22 protein-coding genes are annotated in these 25760 nt (G+C 56.9%); 9 read left to right on the top strand and 13 right to left on the bottom strand.

Annotation, left to right across the window (positions count from 1 at the left end):
* The 4 genes from lpoB to trmB all read right to left on the bottom strand — a co-directional run bounded on the left by lpoB (nucleotide 1) and on the right by trmB (nucleotide 2996).
* The gene (gene lpoB / locus N2M06_RS03190; protein ID WP_019933125.1) at nucleotides 1–609 is read right to left on the bottom strand and encodes a penicillin-binding protein activator LpoB; all 609 of its coding nucleotides are present in this window, start codon (nucleotides 607–609) and stop codon (nucleotides 1–3) included.
* A gap of 23 nt (nucleotides 610–632) precedes the next feature.
* A complete protein-coding gene (locus N2M06_RS03185) occupies nucleotides 633–1904 on the bottom strand; it encodes a hypothetical protein (RefSeq protein WP_346351570.1) in 1272 nt (423 codons plus the stop codon).
* Nucleotides 1858–2034 carry a hypothetical protein gene (locus N2M06_RS03180; protein WP_346351569.1) on the bottom strand — a complete coding sequence of 59 codons (177 nt, stop codon included), beginning with the start codon at nucleotides 2032–2034 and terminating at the stop codon, nucleotides 1858–1860. The genes N2M06_RS03185 and N2M06_RS03180 overlap by 47 nt, the downstream gene beginning before the upstream one ends.
* Nucleotides 2035–2282: 248 nt before the next feature.
* Complete coding sequence (trmB, locus tag N2M06_RS03175) at nucleotides 2283–2996, bottom strand: tRNA (guanosine(46)-N7)-methyltransferase TrmB (protein ID WP_346351568.1); 714 nt, start codon at nucleotides 2994–2996, stop codon at nucleotides 2283–2285.
* Between the two features lie 209 nt (nucleotides 2997–3205).
* On the opposite strand from trmB, the gene N2M06_RS03170 reads away from it, so the two are divergent.
* Complete coding sequence (locus N2M06_RS03170) at nucleotides 3206–4705, top strand: NAD-dependent succinate-semialdehyde dehydrogenase (RefSeq protein ID WP_346351567.1); 1500 nt, start codon at nucleotides 3206–3208, stop codon at nucleotides 4703–4705.
* A gap of 26 nt (nucleotides 4706–4731) precedes the next feature.
* Nucleotides 4732–6144 carry an aminotransferase gene (locus N2M06_RS03165; RefSeq protein WP_317074438.1) on the top strand — a complete coding sequence of 471 codons (1413 nt, stop codon included), beginning with the start codon at nucleotides 4732–4734 and terminating at the stop codon, nucleotides 6142–6144.
* Nucleotides 6145–6378: 234 nt separating this feature from the next.
* Here the strand turns inward: N2M06_RS03165 and lysS are convergent, their stop codons facing one another.
* A complete protein-coding gene (gene lysS, locus N2M06_RS03160; protein ID WP_346351566.1) occupies nucleotides 6379–7866 on the bottom strand; it encodes a lysine--tRNA ligase in 1488 nt (495 codons plus the stop codon).
* 26 nt (nucleotides 7867–7892) lie between these two features.
* Nucleotides 7893–8991 (bottom strand): peptide chain release factor 2 gene (gene prfB / locus N2M06_RS03155; protein ID WP_346351565.1). Its coding sequence is split into 2 segments (ribosomal slippage): nucleotides 7893–8915 and nucleotides 8917–8991, totalling 1098 coding nucleotides; the frame shifts between segments, so codons are not numbered across the junction.
* A 256-nt stretch (nucleotides 8992–9247) separates the two neighbouring features.
* Between prfB and N2M06_RS03150 the strand changes: the two genes are divergently transcribed.
* The 5 genes from N2M06_RS03150 to N2M06_RS03130 all read left to right on the top strand — a co-directional run bounded on the left by N2M06_RS03150 (nucleotide 9248) and on the right by N2M06_RS03130 (nucleotide 15379).
* Complete coding sequence (locus N2M06_RS03150) at nucleotides 9248–10261, top strand: amino acid ABC transporter substrate-binding protein (RefSeq protein ID WP_346351564.1); 1014 nt, start codon at nucleotides 9248–9250, stop codon at nucleotides 10259–10261.
* 69 nt (nucleotides 10262–10330) lie between these two features.
* Nucleotides 10331–11515, top strand: a complete 1185-nt coding sequence (locus N2M06_RS03145; protein ID WP_317074204.1) for an amino acid ABC transporter permease — start codon at nucleotides 10331–10333, stop codon at nucleotides 11513–11515.
* A gap of 2 nt (nucleotides 11516–11517) precedes the next feature.
* Nucleotides 11518–12618 (top strand): amino acid ABC transporter permease, encoded by a 1101-nt coding sequence (locus N2M06_RS03140; protein WP_346351563.1) that lies wholly within the window; start codon nucleotides 11518–11520, stop codon nucleotides 12616–12618.
* 36 nt (nucleotides 12619–12654) lie between these two features.
* On the top strand, nucleotides 12655–13383 hold the full coding sequence (locus N2M06_RS03135; RefSeq protein WP_317074209.1) for an amino acid ABC transporter ATP-binding protein: 729 nt from the start codon (nucleotides 12655–12657) through the stop codon (nucleotides 13381–13383).
* 121 nt (nucleotides 13384–13504) lie between these two features.
* On the top strand, nucleotides 13505–15379 hold the full coding sequence (locus tag N2M06_RS03130) for a methyl-accepting chemotaxis protein (protein WP_346351562.1): 1875 nt from the start codon (nucleotides 13505–13507) through the stop codon (nucleotides 15377–15379).
* A 35-nt stretch (nucleotides 15380–15414) separates the two neighbouring features.
* Here the strand turns inward: N2M06_RS03130 and recJ are convergent, their stop codons facing one another.
* Both recJ and xerD read right to left on the bottom strand, forming a co-directional pair.
* Nucleotides 15415–17151 carry a single-stranded-DNA-specific exonuclease RecJ gene (recJ, locus tag N2M06_RS03125; RefSeq protein WP_346351561.1) on the bottom strand — a complete coding sequence of 579 codons (1737 nt, stop codon included), beginning with the start codon at nucleotides 17149–17151 and terminating at the stop codon, nucleotides 15415–15417.
* A 297-nt stretch (nucleotides 17152–17448) separates the two neighbouring features.
* Complete coding sequence (xerD, locus tag N2M06_RS03120; protein ID WP_346351560.1) at nucleotides 17449–18336, bottom strand: site-specific tyrosine recombinase XerD; 888 nt, start codon at nucleotides 18334–18336, stop codon at nucleotides 17449–17451.
* Between the two features lie 74 nt (nucleotides 18337–18410).
* On the opposite strand from xerD, the gene fldB reads away from it, so the two are divergent.
* Complete coding sequence (gene fldB / locus N2M06_RS03115) at nucleotides 18411–18926, top strand: flavodoxin FldB (protein ID WP_019933111.1); 516 nt, start codon at nucleotides 18411–18413, stop codon at nucleotides 18924–18926.
* A 194-nt stretch (nucleotides 18927–19120) separates the two neighbouring features.
* Here fldB and brnQ read toward each other — a convergent pair whose 3' ends face one another.
* Both brnQ and N2M06_RS03105 read right to left on the bottom strand, forming a co-directional pair.
* Nucleotides 19121–20425, bottom strand: coding sequence for a branched-chain amino acid transport system II carrier protein (gene brnQ / locus N2M06_RS03110; RefSeq protein WP_346351559.1), 1305 nt, complete (start codon nucleotides 20423–20425; stop codon nucleotides 19121–19123).
* A 164-nt stretch (nucleotides 20426–20589) separates the two neighbouring features.
* The gene (locus tag N2M06_RS03105) at nucleotides 20590–21297 is read right to left on the bottom strand and encodes a methyltransferase (protein ID WP_346351558.1); all 708 of its coding nucleotides are present in this window, start codon (nucleotides 21295–21297) and stop codon (nucleotides 20590–20592) included.
* 70 nt (nucleotides 21298–21367) lie between these two features.
* Here N2M06_RS03105 and srmB point away from each other — a divergent pair, with 70 nt between their 5' ends.
* Nucleotides 21368–22669, top strand: coding sequence for an ATP-dependent RNA helicase SrmB (gene srmB / locus N2M06_RS03100; protein ID WP_317074245.1), 1302 nt, complete (start codon nucleotides 21368–21370; stop codon nucleotides 22667–22669).
* Between the two features lie 124 nt (nucleotides 22670–22793).
* On the opposite strand, the gene yaaA is transcribed toward srmB, so the two are convergent.
* Genes yaaA through N2M06_RS03085 form a run of 3 tightly spaced genes read right to left on the bottom strand, consistent with a single transcriptional unit; the run spans nucleotide 22794 to nucleotide 25741 of the window.
* Complete coding sequence (gene yaaA / locus N2M06_RS03095) at nucleotides 22794–23573, bottom strand: peroxide stress protein YaaA (protein WP_346351557.1); 780 nt, start codon at nucleotides 23571–23573, stop codon at nucleotides 22794–22796.
* Between the two features lie 7 nt (nucleotides 23574–23580).
* Nucleotides 23581–24690, bottom strand: a complete 1110-nt coding sequence (locus N2M06_RS03090; RefSeq protein WP_346351556.1) for a PilT/PilU family type 4a pilus ATPase — start codon at nucleotides 24688–24690, stop codon at nucleotides 23581–23583.
* Nucleotides 24691–24706: 16 nt separating this feature from the next.
* Nucleotides 24707–25741 carry a type IV pilus twitching motility protein PilT gene (locus tag N2M06_RS03085; protein ID WP_317074630.1) on the bottom strand — a complete coding sequence of 345 codons (1035 nt, stop codon included), beginning with the start codon at nucleotides 25739–25741 and terminating at the stop codon, nucleotides 24707–24709.
* Between the last annotated feature and the right edge of the window lie 19 nt (nucleotides 25742–25760).

Genomic DNA, 25760 nt, shown 5'->3' with positions numbered 1-25760 from the left:
TTACCAGGTAACAGTGCGGCTGTCACCGCGCTTGATGATGGGGTACTCGCCTTCCCAGTAGGCCAGGCCGTTTTCCAGGTTGGTCAGAGTCAGCTGGAAGTAGTAATCGGACTGCTGAGTACGGCGATCCACCCGGTTATTACGCTGAATAATTTTGCCGCTCAGACTGAAATCAGGAGCAATCACCGCATTATTGCCTTTTACGGTACTGCGCTTGACCATGGAGGATTTGCGCAGCTCACGCACCTGCTGGGTCATGGCGTCTTCCGGCCCGTTCAGGCCAATGGCAGTGGTGGTAATGAACTTGCCGCTTTGCAGCAGGCTGACGCGGATTTTCTTGGTCAGCTGATCGGTATCAATACGCTGAGTGGTATCGTTGATCATGGAAGAGACCGCCATGACATAGCGGCCGCCCTGAGATGCCTTGGGGTGTACCAGCAGCGGGCTGGCAACCATGTCATCCACCGCCTGAGACGCCGCCTTCTCAAAGTCTTTATAATCCAGGCCCATTACCACTGTCTGATCTTCACCCGGATTAACATAGTGAGCCGTAGTGGCACAGCCAGACAGGGCAGCCATCAGGATCACGGCGGACATTTGCTTTTTCATTGTGCTCTCTCTTGTATTTGCTTTTACAGATTCATCACTTCAACCTGGGGAGTCTGCATGGGCGAAGTCGCCTTTACATACACCAGGTGAAAACGGCTTTCGGGATCCAGGGTAACGTTCAGCGGTTGCTCCAGCTCGGCTACCTTAATATTCAGCTTACCGTTCGACGGACGCTGCACCCGCGCCAGCTGCCATTCCTTGGGCAGGGCGCTCCAATTACGAATATCTGCACCGGTAGTCGCGGCCTGAGTCAGACCCGCGGCCAGCCCCAGCAGCTGGTTTTGATCCTGCAGCTGTTTCTGGGCAACGGTTTTAAGCGTGGCGCGAATCACTTCGCGGCTCAGAATGTAGGGGAACTCGGTTTTAAACTCAGCCTGAATAATACGATCCATGCTGGCCAGAGGGCGGGTTTTAACCGGGCCCATCTGCAGGTTGCTGAACGCAGACTGCCGCTCTACCAGCTTGGGCAAAGCAATGCCGCTGTAACTGACATTGGAGGTGAACACGAACAGCGGCAGGTCAATGCGGAACTCTTCTTTTTTGCTGCTCAGACCGTTTTCAAACAGCACCCACACTGTGGGCTTTTGACGCTCCATTGACTGACCACGACGCAATGCATTGGCCATGTTCATATCGGTTTTTACATCGGCGTGCTTGGTCAGGCCATATACGCGTTTAAAACTGGAATGAGCCTTGCTGTAATCACTCTTGTCCTGAGCCTTGAGCATGAAATACAGTCCATGCATATAAGTGGCAAAGGGGTTTACATAACCGTCGTAGGCCTGCCACTCAGACAAGTCAACGCCCTGCTGGGCCAGTAACGGATCGGCCGCTTCCAGAGTGCGGTTTACGTTTTCCTTATCGACTTTTTCTTCTTCCTGAGTCAGCTCTTCTTTCTGTGCAGCAATTTTGGCAGCGAAATGTTCAGCAGCGCGGCGTTGGCGATCCTCCGTGCGGTTCCACTCAATACGGGCATTGGCATAATCACCCTGCGCCATAAAGTTAAGGGCTTTATAGGTATTGAGCATGACGCCGTCATACTGCGTCTGGGTATAGCTGGTGATGCTGTCATTCACCAGCATGGAGCCGGCAAGCTCAACGCCCTGCATCAGCATATGCTTGGTGTCTTCATCCTTCATGCCGTGCTCGGCCTGATCAAACAGGCTGTTGGAGCGGGCGTATATTTTCTCCTGGCGCATCAGGCTGGCTGCCTGCAGTGACCATAGCAGGTCATCGGCCCTGCCTGTGTCATCCAGACCTGAGTGCTGCTCGGCAATGGCCGATGGCAAGCGCATCGAGACTGCGGCCTTCAGCCAGCGCCTGGTCAAAATCACCGAATTTGTTTTTCTGATAAGCCGTCGTACAACCAGACAGCAGCAATATGCCTGCCAGGGCGAAGGGAAATTTTCCTGCGAGGGGATTCATTATGCGCTCTTCCGTGCGTTTTTAATTAAAGTTAATAAGTGCGTCTAAAACTGACGCAGCATATTAAACACAAAAAGAGGACCTGTTTGAACTGTTCGTTAGTATTAAAATGATATTGTTGCGATGAAATATCAGAAATTAAGCAAAAAATCGCCATATAGAAGAAAAGTGCAACACAGAACTGCTTACATAACGAAACAGGGCCGGCAATGCCGACCCTGTTACTTGAGCGCAGGAATAACCTTGCGTTATGACGTACGGGTAAAAATCAGATCCCAGACGCCGTGACCCAGTCGGTGGCCGCGCTGTTCAAACTTGGTCAGCGGGCGGTAATCGGGGCGCGGCATATAGTCGCCGGAAGCAGCAGCATTGGTATAACCCGGCGCGGCCTGCATCACTTCCAGCATATGTTCGGCGTAGTTTTCCCAGTCGGTGGCCATGTGGAATTCACCGCCGATTTTCAGCTTGCTGCGCACCATTTCCACAAACTCGGGGCGTACTATGCGGCGTTTGTGATGACGTTTTTTGTGCCAGGGATCCGGGAAAAACAGCTGCACTCTGTCCAGGCTCTGCTCGGGCAGCATTTGTTCAAATACTTCCACCGCATCGTGGCACATCACCCGCAGGTTGGTCAGACCGGATTCCGCCGCGCCCATTAAACAGGCACCCACACCCGGCGTGTGCACTTCAATACCGATAAAGTCCTGATCCGGCGCCGCTGCGGCCATTTCCACCAGGGATCCGCCCATACCAAAGCCGATTTCCAGCACCCGCGGCGCGCTTCGGCCAAATACCGTGTCCAGATTCAGCAGTTCACCGCTGAACTCGATGCCCATCACCGGCCATTGCTCTGCCATGGCTTTTTCCTGCCCCTTGGTCAGGCGGCCTTCCCGGCGCACAAAACTGCGAATTTTACGTTTGCGCAGCTCTTCTTCGGTCTGGGCGGGCTTGTGTTCTGTCATTCTGTTTCTCCGGCGAGCAATGAAGTGCGAATTATCCAAAGTTAGGGCCAAGGTGCAAGCCGAAATGCACCGGCAAAAAAAGTAGCTGTTTTTTAGCCGCTTTCAAAAAAAACACCATGCTGTTGCTGCCATTACCAAAAAAATCACCGGGGTCCGCCGCCTAGACTGAACACATCAGCAAGCAACCCGAACAATGCAGGAGATGGCTTATGACCGCCATGGAACGCCTTATGCCCAACGGCAAAGTGACCGATGCCCTTATGCCCTACCTGCAAGACCCGCGTCTGGTGCGGGAGCTGGCTTACATTAACGGCCAGTGGGTGCACAGCCAGAGTGACCTGCCGGTGTTCAACCCGGCCACCGGAGATGTGATTGGTCATGTGCCCGAGCTTAATGCCGAGCATGCCACTCAGGCAGTGGATGCCGCTCAGGCCGCCTTTGGCCCCTGGGCCGGCCTGATGGCCGATGAAAGAGCCGCCCTGCTGCTGCGTTGGCATGACCTGATCCTGGAGCACAAGGAAGATCTGGCCACCCTGATGGTGCTGGAGCAGGGCAAGCCCCTGCAGGATGCCAGAGGCGAAATTGATTATGGCGCTTCTTTTATTCGCTGGTTTGCCGAAGAATGCCGGCGCGCCTATGGCGACACCATTCCCGGTCATATTGCCGGCGCACAGCTGCTTACCCTGCGCGAGCCCGCAGGGGTAGCGGCGCTGATCACGCCCTGGAACTTTCCTCATGCCATGATCACCCGCAAGGCCGCGGCCGCTCTGGCCATTGGCTGCACTGTGGTGATCAAGCCTGCCAGAGAAACACCGTTTTCAGCCCTGGCGCTGGCGGAGCTGGCAGAGCGGGCCGGCTTTGTCCCCGGCGTAATTAATGTGCTCACTGGCCCGGGCAAGGCGCTGGGCGATGCCCTGTGTGCGGATAACCGAGTGCGGGCACTGTCTTTTACCGGCTCCACTCACGTCGGCAAACAATTATTGGCCGCCTGCGCCGGCACCGTGAAAAAGTGCGCCATGGAGCTGGGCGGCAATGCGCCGTTTATTGTGCTGCCCGATATGGACGTGAAAGAAGCTGCCAAAGCGGCCGTGGCCGCCAAGTTTCAGACCGCCGGTCAGGATTGTCTGGCCGCCAACCGCATTCTGGTGCCCCAAAGCCAGTATGAAGAGTTTCTCGATGCCTTTGCCGGCGAAATGGCCCGCATCAAAGTGGGTAACGGCCTCATTGCCGGCACCACCATGGGGCCGCTGATCCATCGCAAGGCCGCGGATAATGCCCAAAGCCTGGTGGACGATGCGCTGGCCAAAGGTGCCCGGCTGTTTGCCGGCAGCCAGCAGGCCGTGCCCGGTGAACACTTTTTTATGCCGGTGCTGCTGGCGGATGTAACGCCTGCCATGCGGGTATTTCGGGAAGAAACCTTCTGTCCGGTCGCCGCCGTACTGCCTTATTCAAATACAGACGAGGTGCTGGCCCTGGCCAACGACACCGAATATGGCCTGGCCGCCTACATATTTGGCCATGACCAACGGCTGATCTGGCCACTATTGCAAGGGCTTGAGTTCGGCATGGTGGCAGTGAACTCGGTAAAAATGACCGGCCACAGCATTCCCTTTGGCGGCGTTAAACATTCGGGCCTGGGCCGGGAAGGCAGCCGCCACGGCTTTGATGATTTCAGCAACATAAAATACGCCTGCCTGGGCGGGCTTTAATCGCGTATTTTTGAAGGAGGTTTATCATGACCATCAACACCAAACAGTGGCTTGAAACCGATCGCAATACCATTTTTCACGCCTCCACTCCTCTTGGCCAGTATGCCCGGGGCGAAATGGGCGGACGCATTATTACCGGTGCCGAAGGCATTCGCATTAAAGACTCAGAAGGCATTGAGCTCATTGACGCCTTTGCCGGCCTCTATTGCGTCAATATCGGCTATGGCCGCATGGAAATGGCCGAGGCTCTTTATGAGCAGGCCAAAAAGCTGGCTTATTACCACACCTATGTGGGCCACAGCAGCGAGGCACTGATTGAGCTGTCCAGCCGTATTCTCGACAAGGCCCCCGCCGGCATGAGCAAGGTGTATTACGGTCTGTCGGGCAGTGATGCCAACGAAACCCAGATCAAACTGGTGTGGTACTACAACAACGTGCTGGGCCGGCCACAGAAGAAAAAAATCATCTCCCGGGAGCGGGGTTATCATGGCTCTACCATCGCATCCGGCTCGCTCACCGGCCTGCCGCTGTTTCATGCTCACTTTGACTTGCCGCTGGAGCGCATTCATCACACGGTGGCCCCCTGTTACTACCGTCGTGAAGACAGTGCCATGAGCGAGCAGGACTTTTCCCGCTGGTGTGCCGAGCAGCTGGAAGCCAAAATTCTGGCGGAAGGGCCGGATACGGTGGCCGCCATGATTGCCGAGCCAGTGCTGGGTACCGGTGGCATAGTGCCGCCGCCGGCGGGCTACTGGGCCGAAATTCGCAAAGTACTCGACAAATATGAAGTGCTGCTGATTGCCGATGAAGTGGTATGCGGCTTTGGCCGGCTGGGGGCCGAGTTTGGCTCCATTTATTACGATATGCAGCCGGATCTGATGACCATTGCCAAGGGCCTGACCTCGGCCTATCAGCCGCTGTCCGGCGTGATAGTGGGAGACAGAGTCTGGCAGACCCTGGAGCGGGGTACCGACGACTGGGGCGCTATCGGCCATGGCTATACCTATTCCGGTCATCCCATGGGGGCAGCGGCGGCATTGTGCAACCTGGATATTATTGAGCGGGAAAACCTGGTAGGCAACGCCGAAACGACCGGTGCTCACCTGCAGCAGCGCATGCAGGCGGCCTTTGCTCATCATCCGCTGGTGGGTGACTGCCGCGGCATAGGCCTGCTGGCGGCACTGGAGTTTTCTGCCGATCCGGCCAAGCGTACGCCGCTGGATCCTGCCCTCAAGGTAGGCCCGCGCATTGCTGCCGCCTGCCTGGAGCAGGGGCTGATTGCACGGGCCATGCCCCACGGCGATATTCTGGGCTTTGCCCCGCCGCTGGTGGTCACTCCGGACGACATTGACGATATCGTTGCCCGTACCGAAAAGGCGGTGAACAAGGTGACTGACGAGCTGGTGCGTAACGGTGAATGGCGACCGGCCAGGGATTGAAGTTCAAAAAAAGTGAAGGGTGAACAGTGAAGAGTGAAGAGTGAAAAAGGCCTGTCAGTGACAGGCCTTTTGTGTTTTTAGCGCACCGGTGCTGCACGAAACAGCGGCAGGGATTACCGGAGCCAACCGTCACATGCCATGGAAGGCATGTGCCGAGCGTCCCATGGATGGGCTTGAAGCGTGTTGGCGCAGGTAACCCTGCCGATGTTTCGCATGACGTACTCTGCGCTCCTGTTACCGCTGCGGACGCAGGGTCGGGAACAGGATCACGTCACGAATGGTGTGAGAGTCGGTCAGCAGCATCACCAGACGGTCGATACCGATGCCCTGGCCGGCGGTGGGCGGCAGGCCGTGCTCCAGCGAGGTCACATAGTCCTCGTCGTAGAACATGGCTTCGTCGTCACCGGCGTCCTTCTGCTCCACCTGATCGCGGAAACGCTGAGCCTGATCTTCGGCGTCGTTCAGCTCAGAGAAGCCGTTGGCGATCTCGCGGCCGCCGATAAAGAACTCGAAGCGGTCGGTGATGCTCGGGTCGTCGTCGTTACGCCGCGCCAGCGGTGATACTTCCGCCGGATATTCGGTAATGAAGGTCGGCTGGATCAGGCGGTGTTCGGCGGTCTCTTCAAAGATCTCGGTGATCACGCGGCCCAGGCCCCAGGTTTTTTCAACCTTGATCTTGAGATCCTTGGCCACTTCACAGGCACCTTCAAAGGTTGCCAGCTGGTCCAAGGTCACTTCCGGGTTGTACTTGAGGATGGCGTCTTTCATGCTCAGGCGCGCGAACGGCTTGCCGAAGTCAAAGGTCTCCTCGCCATACTGCACTTCGGCGCTGCCCAGCACCTCAGTAGTAACGGTGCGCAGCATTTCCTCGGTGAAGTCCATCAGGTCACGGTAATCGGCGTAGGCCCAGTAGAACTCCATCATGGTGAACTCGGGGTTGTGCCGGGGCGACAGACCTTCGTTACGGAAGTTACGGTTGATCTCAAACACCTTCTCGAAACCGCCCACCACCAGCCGCTTCAGGTACAGCTCGGGGGCGATACGCAGGTACATGTCCAGATCCAGCGCATTGTGATGGGTGATAAAGGGACGGGCCGAGGCACCACCCGGAATCACCTGCATCATGGGGGTTTCCACTTCCATAAAGCCGTGGCCGTTCATAAAGCTGCGAATGGCGGCCATCACTTTTGAGCGCACCATGAAGGTCTTACGGGAGTCGTCGTTGGTGATTAGGTCCAGATAGCGCTGACGGTAGCGGGTTTCCTGATCCGACAGGCCGTGGAATTTCTCCGGCAGCGGGCGCAGGGCCTTGGTCAGCAGCTGAAAGCTGTCCATGTTGACGTAGAGATCACCCTTGCCGGACTTGTGCAGGGTGCCGGTCACGCCAATGATGTCACCGATGTCGAGGCCGTTGTACTGCTCCTTGATCAGCTTCTGGGCATCCTTGGTGGCATAGGCCTGAATGCGGCCGGACATGTCCTGCAGGGCCAGAAAGGGGCCGCGTTTGGCCATAATGCGGCCGGCCACCGAGGCGACCTTGCCCAGCGACTCAAGGGTCTCTTTATCGTGCTCACCGAATTCGGCCTGCAAATCGGCGGCCAGGTGCTCACGGCGAAAGTTGTTGGGGTGACCGTTGGCGGGGCAGTCCTTGCGGATCTGGTCCAGCTTGGCACGGCGCTCGGCAATGAGCTTGTTCTCGTCTTGTTGCTGCTCTGTCGTCATGATTAAGCCTTGTTTGAATCTTTTATTTACAGCCCGGACTTGAGGCTGGCTTCAATAAACTTGTCCAGATCGCCGTCCAGCACCGATTGGGTGTTACGGGTTTCCACACCGGTACGCAGATCCTTGATGCGGGCGTCGTCCAGCACGTAAGAGCGGATCTGACTGCCCCAGCCAATGTCGGACTTGCTGTCTTCCAGCGCCTGTTTCTCGGCATTCTGCTTTTGCAGCTCCAGCTCATAGAGCTTGGCTTTCAGCTGCTTCATGGCCTGATCGCGGTTCTTGTGCTGAGAGCGGTCGTTCTGGCACTGCACTACCACGCCGGTGGGCTCGTGGGTAATACGCACCGCCGAGTCGGTCCGGTTAACGTGCTGACCACCGGCACCGGAGGCGCGGTAGGTATCGATACGCAGATCCGCCGGGTTGATGTCGATCTCGATATCGTCGTCAATCTCCGGATACACAAAGGCAGAGCAGAACGAAGTGTGACGGCGGCCACCAGAGTCGAACGGAGATTTACGCACCAGACGGTGCACACCAGACTCGGTGCGCAGCCAGCCATAGGCATATTCACCGGAAAAACGCACTGTGGCGGACTTGATACCGGCCACTTCCCCTTCCGACAGTTCGATGATCTCGGTTTTAAAGCCGCGGGCCTCACCCCAGCGCAGATACATGCGCAGCACTATGTTGCACCAGTCCTGGGCTTCAGTACCGCCGGAGCCGGACTGTAAATCGAGATAGCAGTCTGACGCGTCCTGCTCACCGGAAAACATGCGACGGAATTCCAGATCCTCAAGCTTTTTCTCAAGGCCCGCCAGGTCGGATTTGGCTTCTTCGAAGGTGTCTTCGTCTTCTTCTTCTACCGCCAGCTCCACCAGCTCGCCAATGTCGGCAATACCCCGGTCCAGCTCTTCCAGGGTTTCCACCACGGTTTCCAGGGCGGATCTTTCCTTACCCAGTGCCTGGGCGCGCTCGGGCTGGTTCCACACATCCGGCTGTTCCAGCTCGGCGTTTACTTCTTCCAGACGCTCTTTTTTGGCGTCATAGTCAAAGGTACCCCCTAAGAAGCTGCGCCCGTTCAGACAGCTCCTTAAGTTTGTTGTACACAGGGTTTGTTTCAAACATGGACTGACAGACTCTCTGTTTACTAAGTGAGTGGACTTGGCGCTTGGCCAAATAAGGCGGCTATTCTACCCAAAAGCTGCCCAAAACGCAGCCATACCGATGATTTTCATCCGCAAACAGGGACCCTTTTGGCATCAAAATATTCACCTGCCTTTCCTGCACTGTGGCGATCTTGTGCTAATACTCTAAATGGCATGCCGTTTTATGCCCCCAATGCATAACGCAATCGTTTAATCGCCAACAAGAGGATGTGTTTATGACAGGCAAAGGAACAGCAGCGATTCTGATAGCCGGCACTTTGCTGGCCGCCCCGCTTCAGGCCGCCACCCTGGATGAAGTAAAACAGCGGGGAGAGCTGAAGTGCGGTGTCAACAGCGGCCTGCCGGGTTTCTCCAACCCGGATGACAAGGGCGTATGGAAAGGGCTGGATGTGGATCTGTGCCGGGGCATTGCCGCTGCCATCTTCAACGATGCCGGCAAGGTGCAGTACATTCCGCTCAACGCCAAGGAGCGCCTCACCGCCCTGCAGTCGGGTGAGATTGATGTGCTGTCGCGCAATACCACCTGGACCTCCAGCCGCGATACTGAACTTGGTATCAACTTTACCGGCGTCAACTACTACGACGGTCAGGGCTTTCTGATCAACAAAAACCTGGGCGTCAGCAGCGCCAAGGAGCTGGATGGTGCCGCCATCTGTATTCAGTCGGGCACCACCACCGAGCTGAACGTGGCAGACTATTTCCGCCGCAACGGCATCGGCTACAGCGCCGTTGTGTTCGACACGTCCGAGCAGACGGTACAGGGGCTGGAAGCGGGGCGCTGTGACGTGCTGACCTCGGATCTGTCCCAGCTTTATGCCCTGCGCATCAAGCTGTCCAAACCCGATGATGCTGTGGCACTGCCCGAGGTCATTTCAAAAGAGCCGCTGGGGCCTTCGGTACGGCAGGGAGATGATCAATGGTTTAATGTGGTCAAATGGACTCACTTTGCCATGATCAACGCCGAAGAGCTGGGCATTACCAAAGCCAATGTCGACGAGATGAAAACCAGCGAAAATCCCGACGTTCGCCGTCTGCTGGGCCTTGAGGCCGACTTTGGCAAAGGCATGGGTCTCGACAAGGACTGGGCCTATCGCATCATCAAGCTGGTAGGCAACTACGGTGAAATCTTCGAGGCCAATGTGGGTCAGGGCTCACCGCTGAAAATTGAACGGGGCCTGAACGCACTCTGGACCGAGGGCGGCCTGCAATACGCACCACCTGTGCGTTAACCCCGGTAAGGGCTGCCTGCGGGCAGCTCCTTATTTACAGGTGTCACTGTCATATTCAAGGATGAAGCCATGTCGTCACCGGTCAAGTCTGCTTCCCCTTCGGTAAAGTTCTGGCGCGATCCTGCCAAGCGGGCGCTGCTGTTTCAGGTAGTACTGCTGTGCGCCGTGGCTGCCTTTATCGGATTTATTGTTAACAACACGCTTAATAACCTCAGTACTCGCGGCATTACCACCGGCTTTGGCTTTCTGGATGATCCTGCCGGTTTTGCCATTGCCCAGTCACTGATCCCCTACGCCGAAACCGACACCTATGGCCGCACTTTTGTGGTGGGCCTGCTTAATACGCTGCTGGTATCGTTTCTCGGCATTATCGGTGCCACTGTGCTGGGCTTTATCATTGGGGTGGCACGGCTGTCACCCAACTGGCTGATCGCCCGGCTGGCCTCGGCCTATGTGGAGTTGTTCCGCAACCTGCCATTGTTGCTGCAGATGTTTTTCTGGTATTTCGCCGTGCTGCGTACCCTGCCCGGCCCACGCAACAGTCTGAGCCTGAATGACAGCGCCTTTCTTAATGTGCGCGGCCTTTATTTACCAGAGCCTCTGCCCGGTGCGGGTTTTCACTGGATCTGGCTGGCGCTGTTGCTGGCCCTGGCCTTGTCTTTCTGGCTGATCCGCTTTAATCACCGTCGCCAGGAAGCCACAGGGCGGCGACTGCCTGCCTGGTGGATCAGTATCGGGCTGATACTGGCCCTGCCCGGTCTGACCTTTGTCGCACTGGGCGCACCGCTGGAATGGAACTACCCTGAGCTGCGCGGCTTTAACTTTCGCGGCGGCATGACCATTATTCCCGAGTTTCTTGCTCTGTGGCTCTCACTGACGGTGTATACCGCCGCTTTTATTGCGGAAATTGTCCGCTCCGGTATTCAGGCTATTTCTCACGGCCAGACCGAGGCCGCTCATGCGCTTGGCATTAAAGACAGCCTGACACTGCGGCTGGTTATTATTCCTCAGGCCATGCGGGTCATTATTCCGCCACTGACCAGCCAGTACCTTAATCTGACCAAGAACTCCTCTCTGGCCACCGCCATCGGTTATCCGGATCTGGTCTCGGTATTTGCCGGCACCACCCTTAACCAGACCGGTCAGGCTATTGAAGTCATAGCCATCACCATGCTGGTGTATCTCACCATCAGCCTGCTGGTGTCTTTCTTTATGAACTGGTTTAACAACCGCATGGCGCTGGTGGAGAGGTAAGCATGTATAAAGATACCCTGACCCCGGAGCGTCCGGCACCGGTTTCCAGCAAAGGGCTGCCCGGCTGGCTCAGAGCCAACCTGTTTTCCGGCCCGCTCAATACGGCAGTGACCCTGCTCGGCCTTTATGCCCTCTATCTGATACTGGTCCCTGTGATTGACTGGGCCATTATCAGCGCCGACTGGACCGGCAGCAACCGTAACGACTGCACCGGTGACGGGGCCTGCTGGGTGTTTATCAGCGCCCGGCTGCAGCAGTTTATTTACGGCTTTTATCCGGATTCAGAACTGTGGCGCATCAATCTCACCTTTGTGCTTTTTGTGGCGCAGCTGCTGTGGCTGGCCCTGCCCCGCATGCCGGGCAAAATGTGGCTGGCTCCTTTTATGGTGGTGGTGTTTCCGGTCATCGCCTGGGTGCTGCTTTATGGTGGCTGGTTCGGTCTGGCAGAAGTACCCACTCACCGCTGGGGCGGCCTGACCCTGACCCTGATACTGGCAGTAGTAGGCATTACCGCCGCCCTGCCTATCGGTACCCTGCTGGCACTGGGGCGGCGCTCGGATATGCCCATAGTGCGCAGCCTGTCGGTGGTATTTATCGAGTTCTGGCGGGGCGTACCGCTGATTACCGTGCTGTTTATGTCGTCGGTGATGCTGCCACTGTTTGTACCCGAGGAGCTGACCCTCGACAAGCTGGTGCGGGCCATGATTGGCATCATTTTTTTCCAGTCTGCCTATATGGCAGAAGTGGTGCGCGGTGGCCTGCAGGCCATTCCCAAGGGTCAGTATGAAGCTGCCGAAGCGTTAGGGCTGAATTACTGGAAAATGATGGTGCTGATAGTACTGCCCCAGGCGCTGAAGCTGATGATACCGGGCATAGTGAATACCTTTATTGCCCTGTTCAAGGATACCAGCCTGGTGCTGATTATCGGCCTGTTCGACCTGCTGGCCATAGTACAGTCGGGGCTGGCAGACCCCAACTGGCTGGGCTTCGCCACAGAAGGATATGTGTTTGCCGGGCTCATTTTCTGGATATTCTGCTATGGCATGTCCAAATACAGTCAGTATCTGGAACACAAGCTGCACACCGGCCATCACAAACGTTAGTGGAGTAAGTACATGGATGCACAGCAACAGGAATACATGGTTACCCTGCAGGGCGTGAACAAATGGTATGGGGATTTTCATGTACTGCGGGACATCGATCTGACCGTGACCAAGGGCGAGCGCATCGTCATCTGCGGGCCCTCCGGATCGGGCAAGTCTACCCTTATTCGCTGTATTAACCGGCTGGAAGAGCACCAGCAGGGCGATATTATCGTGCGCGGCACGCCACTGACCAACGACGTAAAAAACATTGAAACCATTCGCCGGGAAGTGGGCATGGTGTTTCAGCACTTTAATTTGTTTCCGCACTTAACCGTGCTGGAAAACTGCACTCTGGCTCAGATTTGGGTGCGTAAAACTCCCCGCCGGGAAGCAGAAGAAACCGCCATGAAACTGCTGACCCGGGTCAAGATTGAAAGTCAGGCCAAAAAGTATCCGGGCCAGCTTTCCGGCGGCCAGCAGCAGCGGGTAGCCATTGCCCGCAGCCTGTGCATGAACCCGGAAATCATGCTGTTTGACGAGCCTACCTCGGCGCTGGATCCGGAAATGATCAAGGAAGTGCTGGATGTGATGATAGAGCTGGCGGAAGAAGGCATGACCATGATGTGCGTGACTCACGAAATGGGCTTTGCCCGCACCGTGGCCGACAGAGTGATTTTTATGGATGCCGGTCAGATTATTGAAGAAAACGATCCCGAAACCTTTTTTCACCATCCGCAGTCGGAGCGGACCAAGCTGTTTCTCAGTCAGATCCTGGGTAACTGAAGCGGTATTTGGCTGCAGCGTAAAACACTGCAGCCAGGTCAATTAACAGCAAAAAAATTCATTCAAGGTTTGTTCGGCTTCAGCCGATAACACCTGTACCTCCCTTGCCTAGCGTAAACATATGCAAAACCTTAAATTGAAGCACAAGATACTGCTGAGTTTTGTCGTTGCTATCGTGCTGACGGTGGCCGCCATCAGCACGATGAGTTTTATTAACCTGAAAGATCAGCTGTACCGCGACAGCGAGCACTCGGTAGCCGCCATGGCCGAGAAAGAAGCCTCACGGGTTTCCAACTGGCTGAACATGCGTCAGGGCATGCTGACTGCAGCCAGCAAGCAGCTGGGGGAAGATCCCCATCCGGCACTGCAGCTGATTGAAGAAGCCGGTGATTTTCAGCTGGCCTATTTTGGCACCAGCACCGGCCTTATGCTGGACGCTCACCCAAGGGATCGCAGCGGCTACGACCCCCGCTCCCGCCCCTGGTATCAGCTGGCCCAGCAGGAAAAGCGCGCCGTTGTTACTACCCCCTATGAGGACGCTACCTTTGGCGGCACTGTAGTGACCCTGGCCGAGCCGGTCAGCCGTGGCCCCTGGCAGGGGGTGATTGCCGCCGATGTGGCCATTACCAGCCTGATTGAAAGTGTGAATGCCATCCGTCTGCCTGCCGAAGGCTATGCCATGATGCTGAGCCAGGATGGCACCCTGATTGCCCATCGCGACGCCAAGCTGGCGCTGCAGCCTTCTACTCAAATAGATGAAGAGCTGAGTACCGGCAACCTGAGCCGCTGGCAACAAATTGAGAAGCTTAATCCGGTCAGCCTGAACGGCACCAGCAAGCTAGTGTATGCCGAGGCCATTCCAGACAGTGACTGGCAACTGCTGTTTGTGCTCGACAAGTCCGCACTGGAAGCACCTCTCGGTGCTCAGCTGTGGCGTCAACTGGGTATTTCCGCGCTGGTGATTATCGCTGCCGTGGTGCTGATCAGCCTCTTGCTGCAATATCTGCTGGGGCCACTGGTCAAGGTATCCCGGGCACTGGCCCAGATTGCCGATGGTCAGGGGGATCTGACCCAGCGCATTGAGCTGCATGGCAAAGACGAGGTTGGCCTGCTGGCCACCAACTTCAACCGTTTTGTGGCCAGTCAGGCGGATCTTATCAAACAAATTCGTCAGCAGGCTCATCACCTGGGCGGCAGTGCCGAGCAGGCTTCGGTACGTGCCAACCAAACCGTGACCGAGCTGGGCCGGGCCCAGCAGGAAGTCACCATGGTGGCCACCGCCGTCACTGAAATGGCCTCTGCCACCCAGGAAATTGCCCATAATGCCGAACAGACGGCCACCGCGGCTCAGCAGTCGAGTTCCAGCACCGAGCAGGGCAAACAGCTGGTACACAAAACCCGCGATTCAATTTTCACGCTGGCCAAGGAAATGGAGCAGGCCGCGGCGGTCATCACTCGCCTGGATCAACACGCTCACGATATTTCCAGCGTGCTGGCCACCATTCAGGGCGTAGCCGAGCAAACCAACCTGCTGGCACTGAACGCCGCCATTGAAGCGGCACGGGCCGGTGAGCAGGGCAGAGGCTTTGCCGTGGTAGCCGATGAGGTGCGGGTGCTGTCTCAGCGCACTCATGCGTCTACCGAAGAAATTCAGGGCACCATAGGCACACTGCAGCAGGCCACCGGCGAAGCGGTAAAACTGATGCAGGCCAGCCGCAATATGGCCGAGCTGAGTGCAGAAGATGCCGAGGCCGCAGCGCAGGCGCTGGAGGAAATTACCGCTGCAGTAGGATTGATTTCAGATATGGCCAGCCAGATTGCTACCGCCGCGGAAGAGCAGAGCCAGGTGACCGGGGAAATTACCCAGAACACGACCGCCATCAAGGATGCCTCTGACGAGCTGGCCAACGATGCCGAACAGTCTTTGCAGCAGTCCAAGGATCTGCATCAGCAGGCCGGTGAGCTCAAGGGACTGGTCAGCGCCTTTCGAGTATAAATAACACAGGCAGCGCCGGCTGCCTGTGTTTTACTTCACGATAGTGGTGCCAGCCGCTCCACCAGCAGTTGCAGCTGGCGTCGCCCCTTCCATTCATTCACATCCGGCTTATATACCAGCTGCACTTTCTGAATGGCGGCATTGGGCCAGATACCCAAGTCCACATTAAAGGCGATAGCATCGATCACGGTGCGCCCTTCGTCCGGGCTGAGCACCAGCTTGAGGTGTTTGTCGCCCACCAGCCGCTGCTGAATAATGCGAAACTCACCGTCGAATACCGGCTCGGGAAACGCCTGTCCCCAGGGGCCGGCAAAGCGCAGCTGCTCCGCCAGCTCCAGATTCAGCTCGTTCACGCTCAGCTCGCCGTCACTTAAAATTTCACCGGCCAGCAGCTCGGGGCTGACCCACTCATCCACCATTTGCTCAAAAGCGGCCTTGAACGGCGTTAAGGCGTTTTTGGTCAAAGACAGCCCGGCGGCCATGGCATGACCACCGAACTTGGTGATAAGTCCGGGATGACGGGTGTTGATGGCATCAAGCAAATCGCGCAGGTGCACGCCGGGAATGGAGCGGCCCGAGCCTTTCAGCTCATCGTCGCCGGCCTCGGCAAAAGCGATCACCGGGCGGTAATACTGCTCCTTGATGCGCGAAGCCACCAGCCCCACCACGCCCTGATGCCAGTCGTCCTGATGCAGTACCAGCCCGGACGGCAGCTCGCCGTCGCTAATGCGCACCCTGGCCAGGGTAGCCAGGGCTTCCTGCTGCATGCTGGCCTCGATGGCCTTGCGTTCACGGTTCAGCTCATCCATCTGCGCTGTCAGCCGGCGGGCTTCATTAATATCGTCACAGAGCAGACAGGCCACGCCCATGGACATATCATCCAGCCGGCCCACCGCATTGAGCCGCGGCCCGAGGGCAAAGCCCAGATCAGACGCTACCAGCCGCTGCTGATTACGTCCGGAAATATCAATTAATGCCTGAATGCCAGGGCGCAGCCGGCCGGCGCGCATGCGCTGCAGTCCCTGATGCACCAGCACCCGGTTGTTACCGTCCAGGGCCACCACATCGGCCACCGTGCCCAGCGCGACCAGATCGAGATAATCCGCCATATTGGGCGGGCGAATGCCCTGCTGCTCAAACCAGCCCTGCTCACTCAGGGCCGAGCGCAGCGCCAGCAGCAGGTAAAAAGCCACCCCTACCCCGGCCAGGTTTTTGGAAGGAAAATCACAGCCGCTCTGATTAGGATTGACGATGGCGTCGGCATCGGGAACGTTTTCACCGGGCAGGTGATGGTCGGTCACTATGACCTCCATGCCTGCGGCTTTGGCTGCCGCCACGCCGCTGATGCTGGAAATGCCGTTATCCACGGTGATCAGCAGCTCGGCCCCCAGCTTTTGTGCTTCTTCCACCACCTGCGGACTCAGACCATAGCCGTAGTCAAAACGGTTGGGCACCAGATAATCCACGGCTTGCGCCCCCATGGCCCGCAAGCCGTGCACCATCAGCGCCGAGCTGGTGGCACCGTCACAGTCAAAGTCGCCCACTATCAAAATGCGGCGCTGGTTTTTCAGGGCGGCAGCCAGCAGACGCACCGCTTCACCCATGCCCTTGAGCACCGGCTTGTGCAGATTGCCCGCCTGTAAATTCAGCTGCTCCGGCGTGGTGACACCCCGGCTGGCATACAGCCGCTGCAGTAAGGGAGAAAGGCTGGCAGGCAGCTGATGAGCCACCGGCTCACGCCGGCGAATGGGCAAAGCAGAGAAGGATGACATGAATAATACTGGCTGTTTAAACAGGGGAAACACACTAACCGCACCCGGTGAAATTTGCAACGCTCCGACCGCCTTCGGCGGAGCTGTAAGCTATCAGCTGTAAGTTGCTCAGGTGGTGCTAATAGATTCGGGGTTGTGCCTGCAGCTTTTTCCTGTCGGTGTTGTGGATTTGTGCCAGCTAAAGCGGCACCTACACCTACCTACTGTCAGCCATTATATAAACGCAGGCACGGCGCAGTGCCTCCAGCCATACCACTTAAGGCTTATAGCTGACAGCTTACAGATCCCCCGAAGGGGTCATCCGCGGGGGTGGTGCTCTTCATGCAAGGCATTGAGGCGGTGAGTGGCCACATGGGTATAGATTTGGGTAGTGGAGAGATCCGAGTGGCCCAGCAGCATTTGTACCACCCGCAGGTCGGCTCCGTGGTTAAGCAGATGAGTGGCAAAGGCATGGCGCAGGGTGTGGGGCGACAGCTCCTGAGTAATGCCGGCGCGCAGGGCGTAATGCTTGATGCGGTGCCAGAAGGTCTGCCGGGTCATCTGCCGGGCCCGGCGGGACGGAAACACCACGTCTGACGCCTGCTCGCCCAGCAGCGCTGCCCTGCCCTCTTTTAAAAAACGGCTTAACCAGTGAAGGGCTTCTTCGCCCATGGGGACCAGCCGCTCCTTGTTGCCCTTGCCGGTTACCCGTACCAGCCCCTGACGCAGACTCACACTTTCCATCGACAGACTCACCAGCTCGGTCACCCGCAGGCCGGTGGCATAGAGCAGCTCCAGCATGGCCTTGTCGCGCAGCTCCAGCGGATCAGCGGCTTCAGGAGCATCGAGCAGGGCCGATACTTGTTGCTCGCTCAGATCCTTGGGCAAGCGTTTGGGCAGCTTGGGGCCGGCAATGAGCACGCTGGGATCGTCGGCACGCAGCTGCTCGCGCAGCAGATACTGAAAAAACCGCCGCAATACACTCAGCATACGCGCCGTACTGCTGGCCTTGAAGCCCAAATCGATACGATGGGCCAGATAGTGCTGCAGAGTCAGGCTGTTAACCGCCAGCAAACTGTCGCCTTCGCCGTCCAGCCAGCCGGCAAAATGGCTGAGATCACTGCGATAGGATGCCAGGGTATTGTCGGACAGGCCTTTTTCCAGCCAGAGGGCATCGATAAACTGCTCGACCAGCGGATGACTCATATTCACTCCATATTCTGCCTGCAGGGCGGCTTCTGTTATTATGAGCCCATTCCATCAAGAGTGAACGGAGCCCCATGAATATCGGTTTGTTTTATGGCTCGACCACCTGCTATACCGAGATCGCAGCCGAAAAAATTCGTGAGCAGCTCGGTGCCGAGCTGGTTGATCTGCATAATATCAGGGATGTGCCTCTGGCGCGTGCGCAGGATTATCCCATTCTTATTCTTGGTATTTCTACCTGGGATTTTGGTGAATTGCAGGAAGACTGGGAGTCTCATTGGGACGATATCGATACCCTGGATCTGGACGGTCATGTGGTGGCGCTGTTCGGTATGGGCGATCAGCTGGGTTATGGCGAATGGTTTCAGGATGCGCTGGGCATGCTGCACGACCGGGTGGTGGCCCGGGGGGCCAGCGTGGTGGGTTACTGGCCCAACCAGGGTTATGAGTTTGAAGCCTCAAAGGCGCTGACCGAAGACGGCAAGTACTTCGTCGGTCTGTCACTGGATGAAGCCAATCAGTACGACGACACCGATCCCCGCATTGAAGCCTGGGTCGCGCAGATACTGGATGAAATCGCGGCGCTTTAATCTCTTTGATCAACAAGTACCGCAACGCGAAGAGCAGTGGGGATTGCCGTAGCCGACCGTCCCATGGATGGGCTTGAAGCGTGTCGTGAAGTGCAAACTGCACTGATGCTTCACATGCCGCTCTTTCTCAGCAATGCGTGGCTAAACAACAAAAAAGCGGCATTGAAGCCGCTTTTTTATACCGGTTGCCAGGCTCAGGCCGTGGCAGTCCGGGCTGTTTTGCCCACAGTCAGGCCGATAATGGCAGCAATGGCGGTGGGCAGGGTCCAGGCCATGCCCACGCCGAACAGCGGCATAAAGTCCAGCAGGCTCATATCCAGGCCGGCGGCCTGCATGCCATCGAGCAGACCAAACACAAAGGCCACGCTCATGATCAGACGAAAGGCAAACACGGGAGCGCGCATCAGCGGCCGCAGATAAGTGGCCACCACCAGCGCAATGGCCACCGGATACAGCGCCACCAGAATGGGTACAGACACACTGATCAGGGTGTTCAGACCCACATTGGCCACCAGCATACAAGCGGTAGCAATGGCCACCACCCAGCCTTTGTAACTGCCCTTACCGGTCAGGTTATGAAAATAATCGGCACAGGACGACACCAGCCCCACCGCCGTGGTCAGGCAGGCCAGGGTCACAATGGCCGACAAAATCAGCAGCCCCGGCTCACCAAACAACGACAGCACATATGCACTGATAATCTCGCCACCGTTGCTGGCGTCCAGTACCACACCCTGGCTGGTACCACCCAGCACAAACAGCGAGATATATACAAAGCCAAGACCTGCTGCCGCAATCAGTGCCGCAGCCATCAGATAACGGGACTGAGCACGGGTATCAGTGACGCCTTTCTTGCGCAGCACATCCAGGATCAGCATGGCAAACAGCAGGGAGGCAAACGTATCCATGGTGTTATAGCCTTCAATAAAGCCCTTCACAAACGGCTGAGCCAGATAGGCCTCGGTGACCGCCGGCTGTGTGCCCTGAGGATTCACAAACACGGCAATGGCCAGCGCCACCAGTAACAGCAGCAGCAGCGGAGTCAGCAACTTGCCAATGGCTTCCAGCAGCCGGCCCTGACTCAAAGACAGCAGCAGCGCCACACCAAAAAAACCAAGGGTATACAGAGTTAATGCGCCCTGCCCGGGGTTTTCCAGAAAGGGCTTAACGCCCATCTCATAGGCCACCAGACCAGTGCGGGGAGCGGCAAAGGCCGGGCCGATAATAATAAAGATGGCACTGCCCATCAGGGTAATAATCACCGGCGGCAAATAGCGGCCCATCACCGGCAAACCGCCACCGGCCAGCGCTGCTGCCACCAGACCGGCCAGGGGCAGACCTACGGCTGTGGTCAGGAAACCAAACATGGCGCTGGTCATGTTTTCACCGGCCAGAAAACCGGCCAGGGGCGGAAAGATGATGTTTCCGGCACCCAAAAAGAAGGCGAATGTCATGAACCCCAGGCCCATCACATCAAAAGTGGACAATGGCTTTTTCAAGGCAAACCTCGTGGCGGCAAAGCGCTTGGCGAAAGTTTCGTTCGGAAACTAACGAAATTAACAAAACGATGCGCTGCTGTTTAAGGTTTGTGAAATACTAAAAACCAACAGAACGCGAGCTGAACAGTAGCATAATGATGTGAAAAGCATCTTCAATACAAAATTTACATCTTCAGATAGAAGGGGGAGACCTTTCCTTTGTATATGTCGCCATATTCGCCACATGCAGTATTAATGACAATTTCTTCTTTGATTACACAGTTTTTGATCCTGCCAAAGCGCAATAAAAAACGAGTGGGTGTTTTACCCTCACGAGTGATCACCGACTGCTGCTCCTGCAGATAAAGGGCATTTGAGTCTGCCAGTGTCAGCGCTTCTTCATGTGCCTGCCAGGGCAGCACCAGACAAATCTGTCCATTTTCACTCAGTAACCGGCAGCCATGACTGAACAGGTCCGCCAGACTCAGGCTGCCGCCGTGGCGGGCACTGGCCCGGGCCGCGCAGTCAAAATGCTGCCCCGGCACAAAATAGGGCGGGTTGGAGACGATCAGATCAAAGGGTTTCGCCACAAACTGCTGCAGCGCGCCCTGTTCAATGTGCATTTTCCCGGGCCAGGGCGACTCGGCCACATTTTCTGCCGCCTGCGCTGCGGCTGCCTTATCCAGTTCCAGACCGGTGATCTGCACCTGACCGTTACTGCGCTGGGCCAGCATCAGCCCCACCAGACCGGTGCCGGTGCCCACATCCAGAATGCGTTCAGCTCTCCCCAGTGGTGCCCAGGCCCCGAGCAGAATGCCGTCGGTGCCCACCTTCATGGCACAGCGGTCATGGTTAACCTGAAATTGTTTAAAGCGAAAACCCTGTCCGGCCATGGTGATCCCGAGAGTATTTTGATGGAAGTTAGCCTATAATAACCGGCCATTTTGGTTGACGGAATTGAACATGAGCAGTATGACCTTTGAGCAACTGGAGCTGGACCCCATTCTGGTTCGCGCTCTGGCCCGCATGGGCTATGCCAGACCCACCACCATTCAGAGCCAGGTCATACCCGAAGCCATGAGCGGCCGGGACATTATGGCCTCCGCCCCCACCGGCACCGGCAAAACGGCATCGTTTTTGCTGCCGGCCTGCCAGCACCTGCTGGACTTTCCGCGCCGTCAGGCCGGTCCGGCCCGAGTGCTGGTGCTCACCCCCACCCGGGAGCTGGCCAAGCAGATTGCCGACGACGCCAAGGCCCTGCTGAAAGACACCGGTCTGCGGGTAGAAACCATTACCGGCGGCGTGCATGCCGACAAACATCTGCCGGCGCTGACCAAAACCACCGACATCGTCGTGGCCACTCCGGGCCGGCTGCTGCAATACATAGACGAAGAGTCATTCGACAGCCGCGATATTGAAATGCTGATCCTGGACGAAGCCGATCGCATGCTCGACATGGGCTTTATTCAGGATGTGGACCGCATTGCCGCCGAGGCTCGCTGGCGTCGTCAGACCATGCTGTTTTCCGCCACCCTGGAAGGCCGTGGTCTGATGAAGTTTGCCGCCGATATTCTCAAGGAGCCGGTAGAGCTGTCTGCCGAGCCGCCCCGCAGCGAGCGCAAGAAAATCAATCAGTGGCTGCACCTGGCCGATAACCCGGAGCACAAGTTTGCGTTGCTGCTGCACCTGCTGCGCCAGCCCGATGCTACCCGCAGCATTGTGTTTGTAAAAACCCGCGAGCGCCTGATGGAGCTGGCCAGCCGGCTGCAGCAGGAAGGCCTGGACAACGCCTGGCTGCGGGGCGAAATGGATCAGGACAAACGCTTTGAAGCCCTGCGCCGTTTTCGCAACGGCAAGGTCAACATTCTGGTAGCCACCGATGTGGCTGCCCGGGGCATAGACCTGCCCGAAGTCAGCCATGTGATCAACTACGACATGCCGCGCACCGCCGATGTGTATGTGCATCGCATTGGCCGCACCGGCCGGGCCGGCCGCAAGGGCACTGCCATCAGCCTGGTGGAAGCCCACGACATGGCCATGGTAGTCAAGGTAGAGCGCTACACCGATCAAAAGCTCAAGCGCCGTATCATTGACGAGCTGCGCCCCAAACACAAAGAAGCGGCAGTGACGGTACGCAAGAAAAAAGAGGCCGACAGCAAAGGCAAAAAAGCGGTTCAGCCCAAGAAGAAAACCCGCCTGCGCGACAAGAAGGCCAAGGGCCAGCCCCGCTGGCTGAAAGACAAGCCGGCCGACGACAAGGCATAAAAAAACCGGCCTTCATGGCCGGTTAAACAAAGAGAGAGTCAAAAAAGGGAATTGCTGAAAGTCAGTAGACACATCCTTATAGAGAGCGGCAACCGCATAAAGGTTCCCGCTCTTTTTTATTTTTTCAGGATGTTTGCTCTTCCCGCCTGAACACCAGCTCGGTGGCGGTGGACTCGTCTTCTGCAAAGTAATAGCCGGCAGTATCAAACGCCGTCAGCTGGCTGACCTCGGTCAGCCGGTTTTCAATAATGTAGCGGGCCATCATGCCCCGCGCCTTTTTCGCGTAGAAGCTGATAATTTTGTACTGGCCGTTTTTGCAGTCCTTGAACACCGGCGTAATAATCTGGCCTTCCAGCTGCCTTGGCTTAACCGCCTTGAAATATTCATTAGAGGCCAGATTAATCAGTACGTTGTCACCCTGGGCCGCCATGGCCTCATTCAAGGTTTCTGTAATCACAGCGCCCCAGAAGGCGTACAGATCCTTACCGCGGGCATTGTCGAGCTTGGTGCCCATTTCCAGCCGGTAAGGCTGCATCAGATCCAGTGGCCGCAACACGCCATACAGTCCCGACAGCATGCGCATATGTGCTTGTGCAAAGGCAAAGTCGTCGGCAGTCAGGCTTTCGGCATCCAGCCCCGTATAAACATCGCCTTTAAACGCCAGCAGTGCCTGCTTGGCGTTCTCCGGCGTAAATTCCGGCTGCCAGTCGGCAAAACGGGCGGCGTTCAGGCCTGCCAGCTTGTCACTGATCTTCATCAGCTTGCCAATCTCTGCCGGGGTCAGCTTTCGGGCCCGCTCAATCAGCTCGGCCGAGTGCGCCAGCAACTCGGGCTGGGTGTAATCGGCAATCACCGGCGGCGTGTCATAGTCCAGCGTTTTGGCAGGGGACACTACTATCAGCATAATTTCCTCAGGATTCGATGGTTACATTGTCGAACAGGCCGGAGTCGAGCCCGCCGCCGCCCTGCAGCTTGATCATCAGCCGCAGATCGTTGGGAGAGTCAGCATAGGCCAGTGCTTCGGTGTAGCCTATATGCTGCTGGCTGTAGAGGTCAAACAGTGCCTGATCAAAGGTCTGCATGCCTGCCTCACGGGATTTGGCCATGATTTCCTTGAGCTTGTGCATGTCTCCCTGACGGATCACATCGGCAATGAGCGGTGTATTCAGCAAAATCTCAAACGCGGCCCGGCGTTGAGTGCCATCCTGGGTGGGGATCAGTTGCTGAGCCACTATGGCTCTGAGATTAAACGATAAATCAAACAACAACTGACGGTGCTTGTTTTCCGGTACCAGATGCATAATGCGGTCAATAGCCTGATTGGCGTTGTTGGCATGCAGGGTGGCCATGCACAGATGACCGGTTTCGGCAAACGACAGCGCATAGCCCATGGTTTCTTCCGAGCGGATTTCACCAATCAAAATGACATCCGGAGCCTGACGCAACGAGCTTTTCAGCGCGGCATCGAACGATTCGGTGTCGATGCCCACTTCCCGCTGAGTAATAATGGAACGTTGATGCTGATGGACAAATTCCACCGGATCTTCAATGGTCAGAATATGGCCGTCGGCATGGCCGTTGCGGTGGCCTATCATGGCCGCCTGAGTGGTGGACTTGCCGGTGCCGGTGCCCCCCACAAACAGCACCAGACCGCGCTTGGCCATGGCAATGTCGCGCAGGGTTTCGGGCAGATACAGCTCCTCAAAAGACGGAATCCGGCTTTCAATGCGCCGTAGCACCATGCCGGCCTTGTCTTGCTGCCAGAAAGCGCTGACCCGAAAGCGGCCATGATCATCGTCGTGTATGGCAAAGTTGGCTTCTTTTTGCTGATGAAACCGCGTCTTGTTTTCCGCCGTCATGCAGGATTCAACCAGCGCCAGTGTTTCCTGCTCAGTCAGTGGCTGCTCGCCCAGAGGCATAAGTTTGCCCTGCGTCTTGATGGTGGGCGCAATGCCCGCCGAGATATACATGTCCGAGGCCTTGTGCTCGCACATGCGGCTTAATAATGATGCCAGCTTCATGGCTTTCTCCGGTGTATCAGATGCTTTGCGGATCCGCCGCACGCAGGCGGGCATCGGCAGGGGCCACCTGACCGCTGGCCACCAGCCGCTTGAGAGACTGATCCATGGTCTGCATGCCATGGGCCATGCCGGTCTGAATCACGGAATACATCTGGGCGACCTTGTCTTCACGGATCAGGTTACGAATGGCCGGCGTGCCCAGCATGATCTCGTGGGCCGCTACCCGGCCGCCATTCACCTTTTTAAGCAGGTTCTGGGATATCACCGCCCGCAATGATTCCGACAGCATGGAACGTACCATGTCTTTTTCCGCACCCGGAAACACATCAATAATACGGTCAATGGTCTTGGCCGCCGACGAGGTATGCAGGGTACCAAACACCAGATGGCCGGTTTCGGCGGCAGTGAGTGCCAGCCGAATGGTCTCGAGATCCCGCAGCTCTCCCACCAGAATAATATCCGGGTCTTCCCGCAGCGCCGAGCGCAGCGCATTGCTGAAAGAATGGGTGTCTCTGTGCACTTCCCGCTGGTTGACCAGGCATTTTTTATTGTCGTGCACAAATTCAATGGGATCTTCAATGGTCAGAATATGCTTGTTGAAGTTGTCATTGATGTGATTGACCATGGCCGCCAGCGTGGTGGACTTGCCCGAGCCGGTGGGGCCGGTCACCAGCACCAGACCACGGGAATACTCGGCAATGCGCTCAAAGATGTCCGGTCCGCCCAGCTGTTCCAGGGTCCACATGTCGCTGGGGATCACCCGGAACACCGCCGCCGCCCCGCGCGCCTGATGATAGGCATTTACCCGAAAACGCGCCAGCCCCGGCAGCTCAAAGGAAAAATCGACTTCAAAGTTTTCTTCCAGCTCCTTGCGCTGGCGATCATTCATGATGTCGTAGACCAGCCGGTGCACTTCTCTGTGATCCAGCACCGGCAAATTAATTTTGCGAATATCGCCATCCACCCGCAGCAGTGGCTGCACACCGGAAGAGAGATGCAGATCCGAGGCATTATGCTTTACACTGAACGCCAGTAATTCCGTAATATCCATATTTTTTCCCGTTGCCCGA

The sequence above is a fragment of the Oceanimonas sp. AH20CE76 genome, from assembly GCF_039654065.1.
Taxonomy (GTDB): domain Bacteria; phylum Pseudomonadota; class Gammaproteobacteria; order Enterobacterales; family Aeromonadaceae; genus Oceanimonas; species Oceanimonas smirnovii.
The sequence above is the reverse complement of the archived record's forward strand: the minus strand, read 5'-3'. Positions and strand labels throughout refer to the sequence as shown.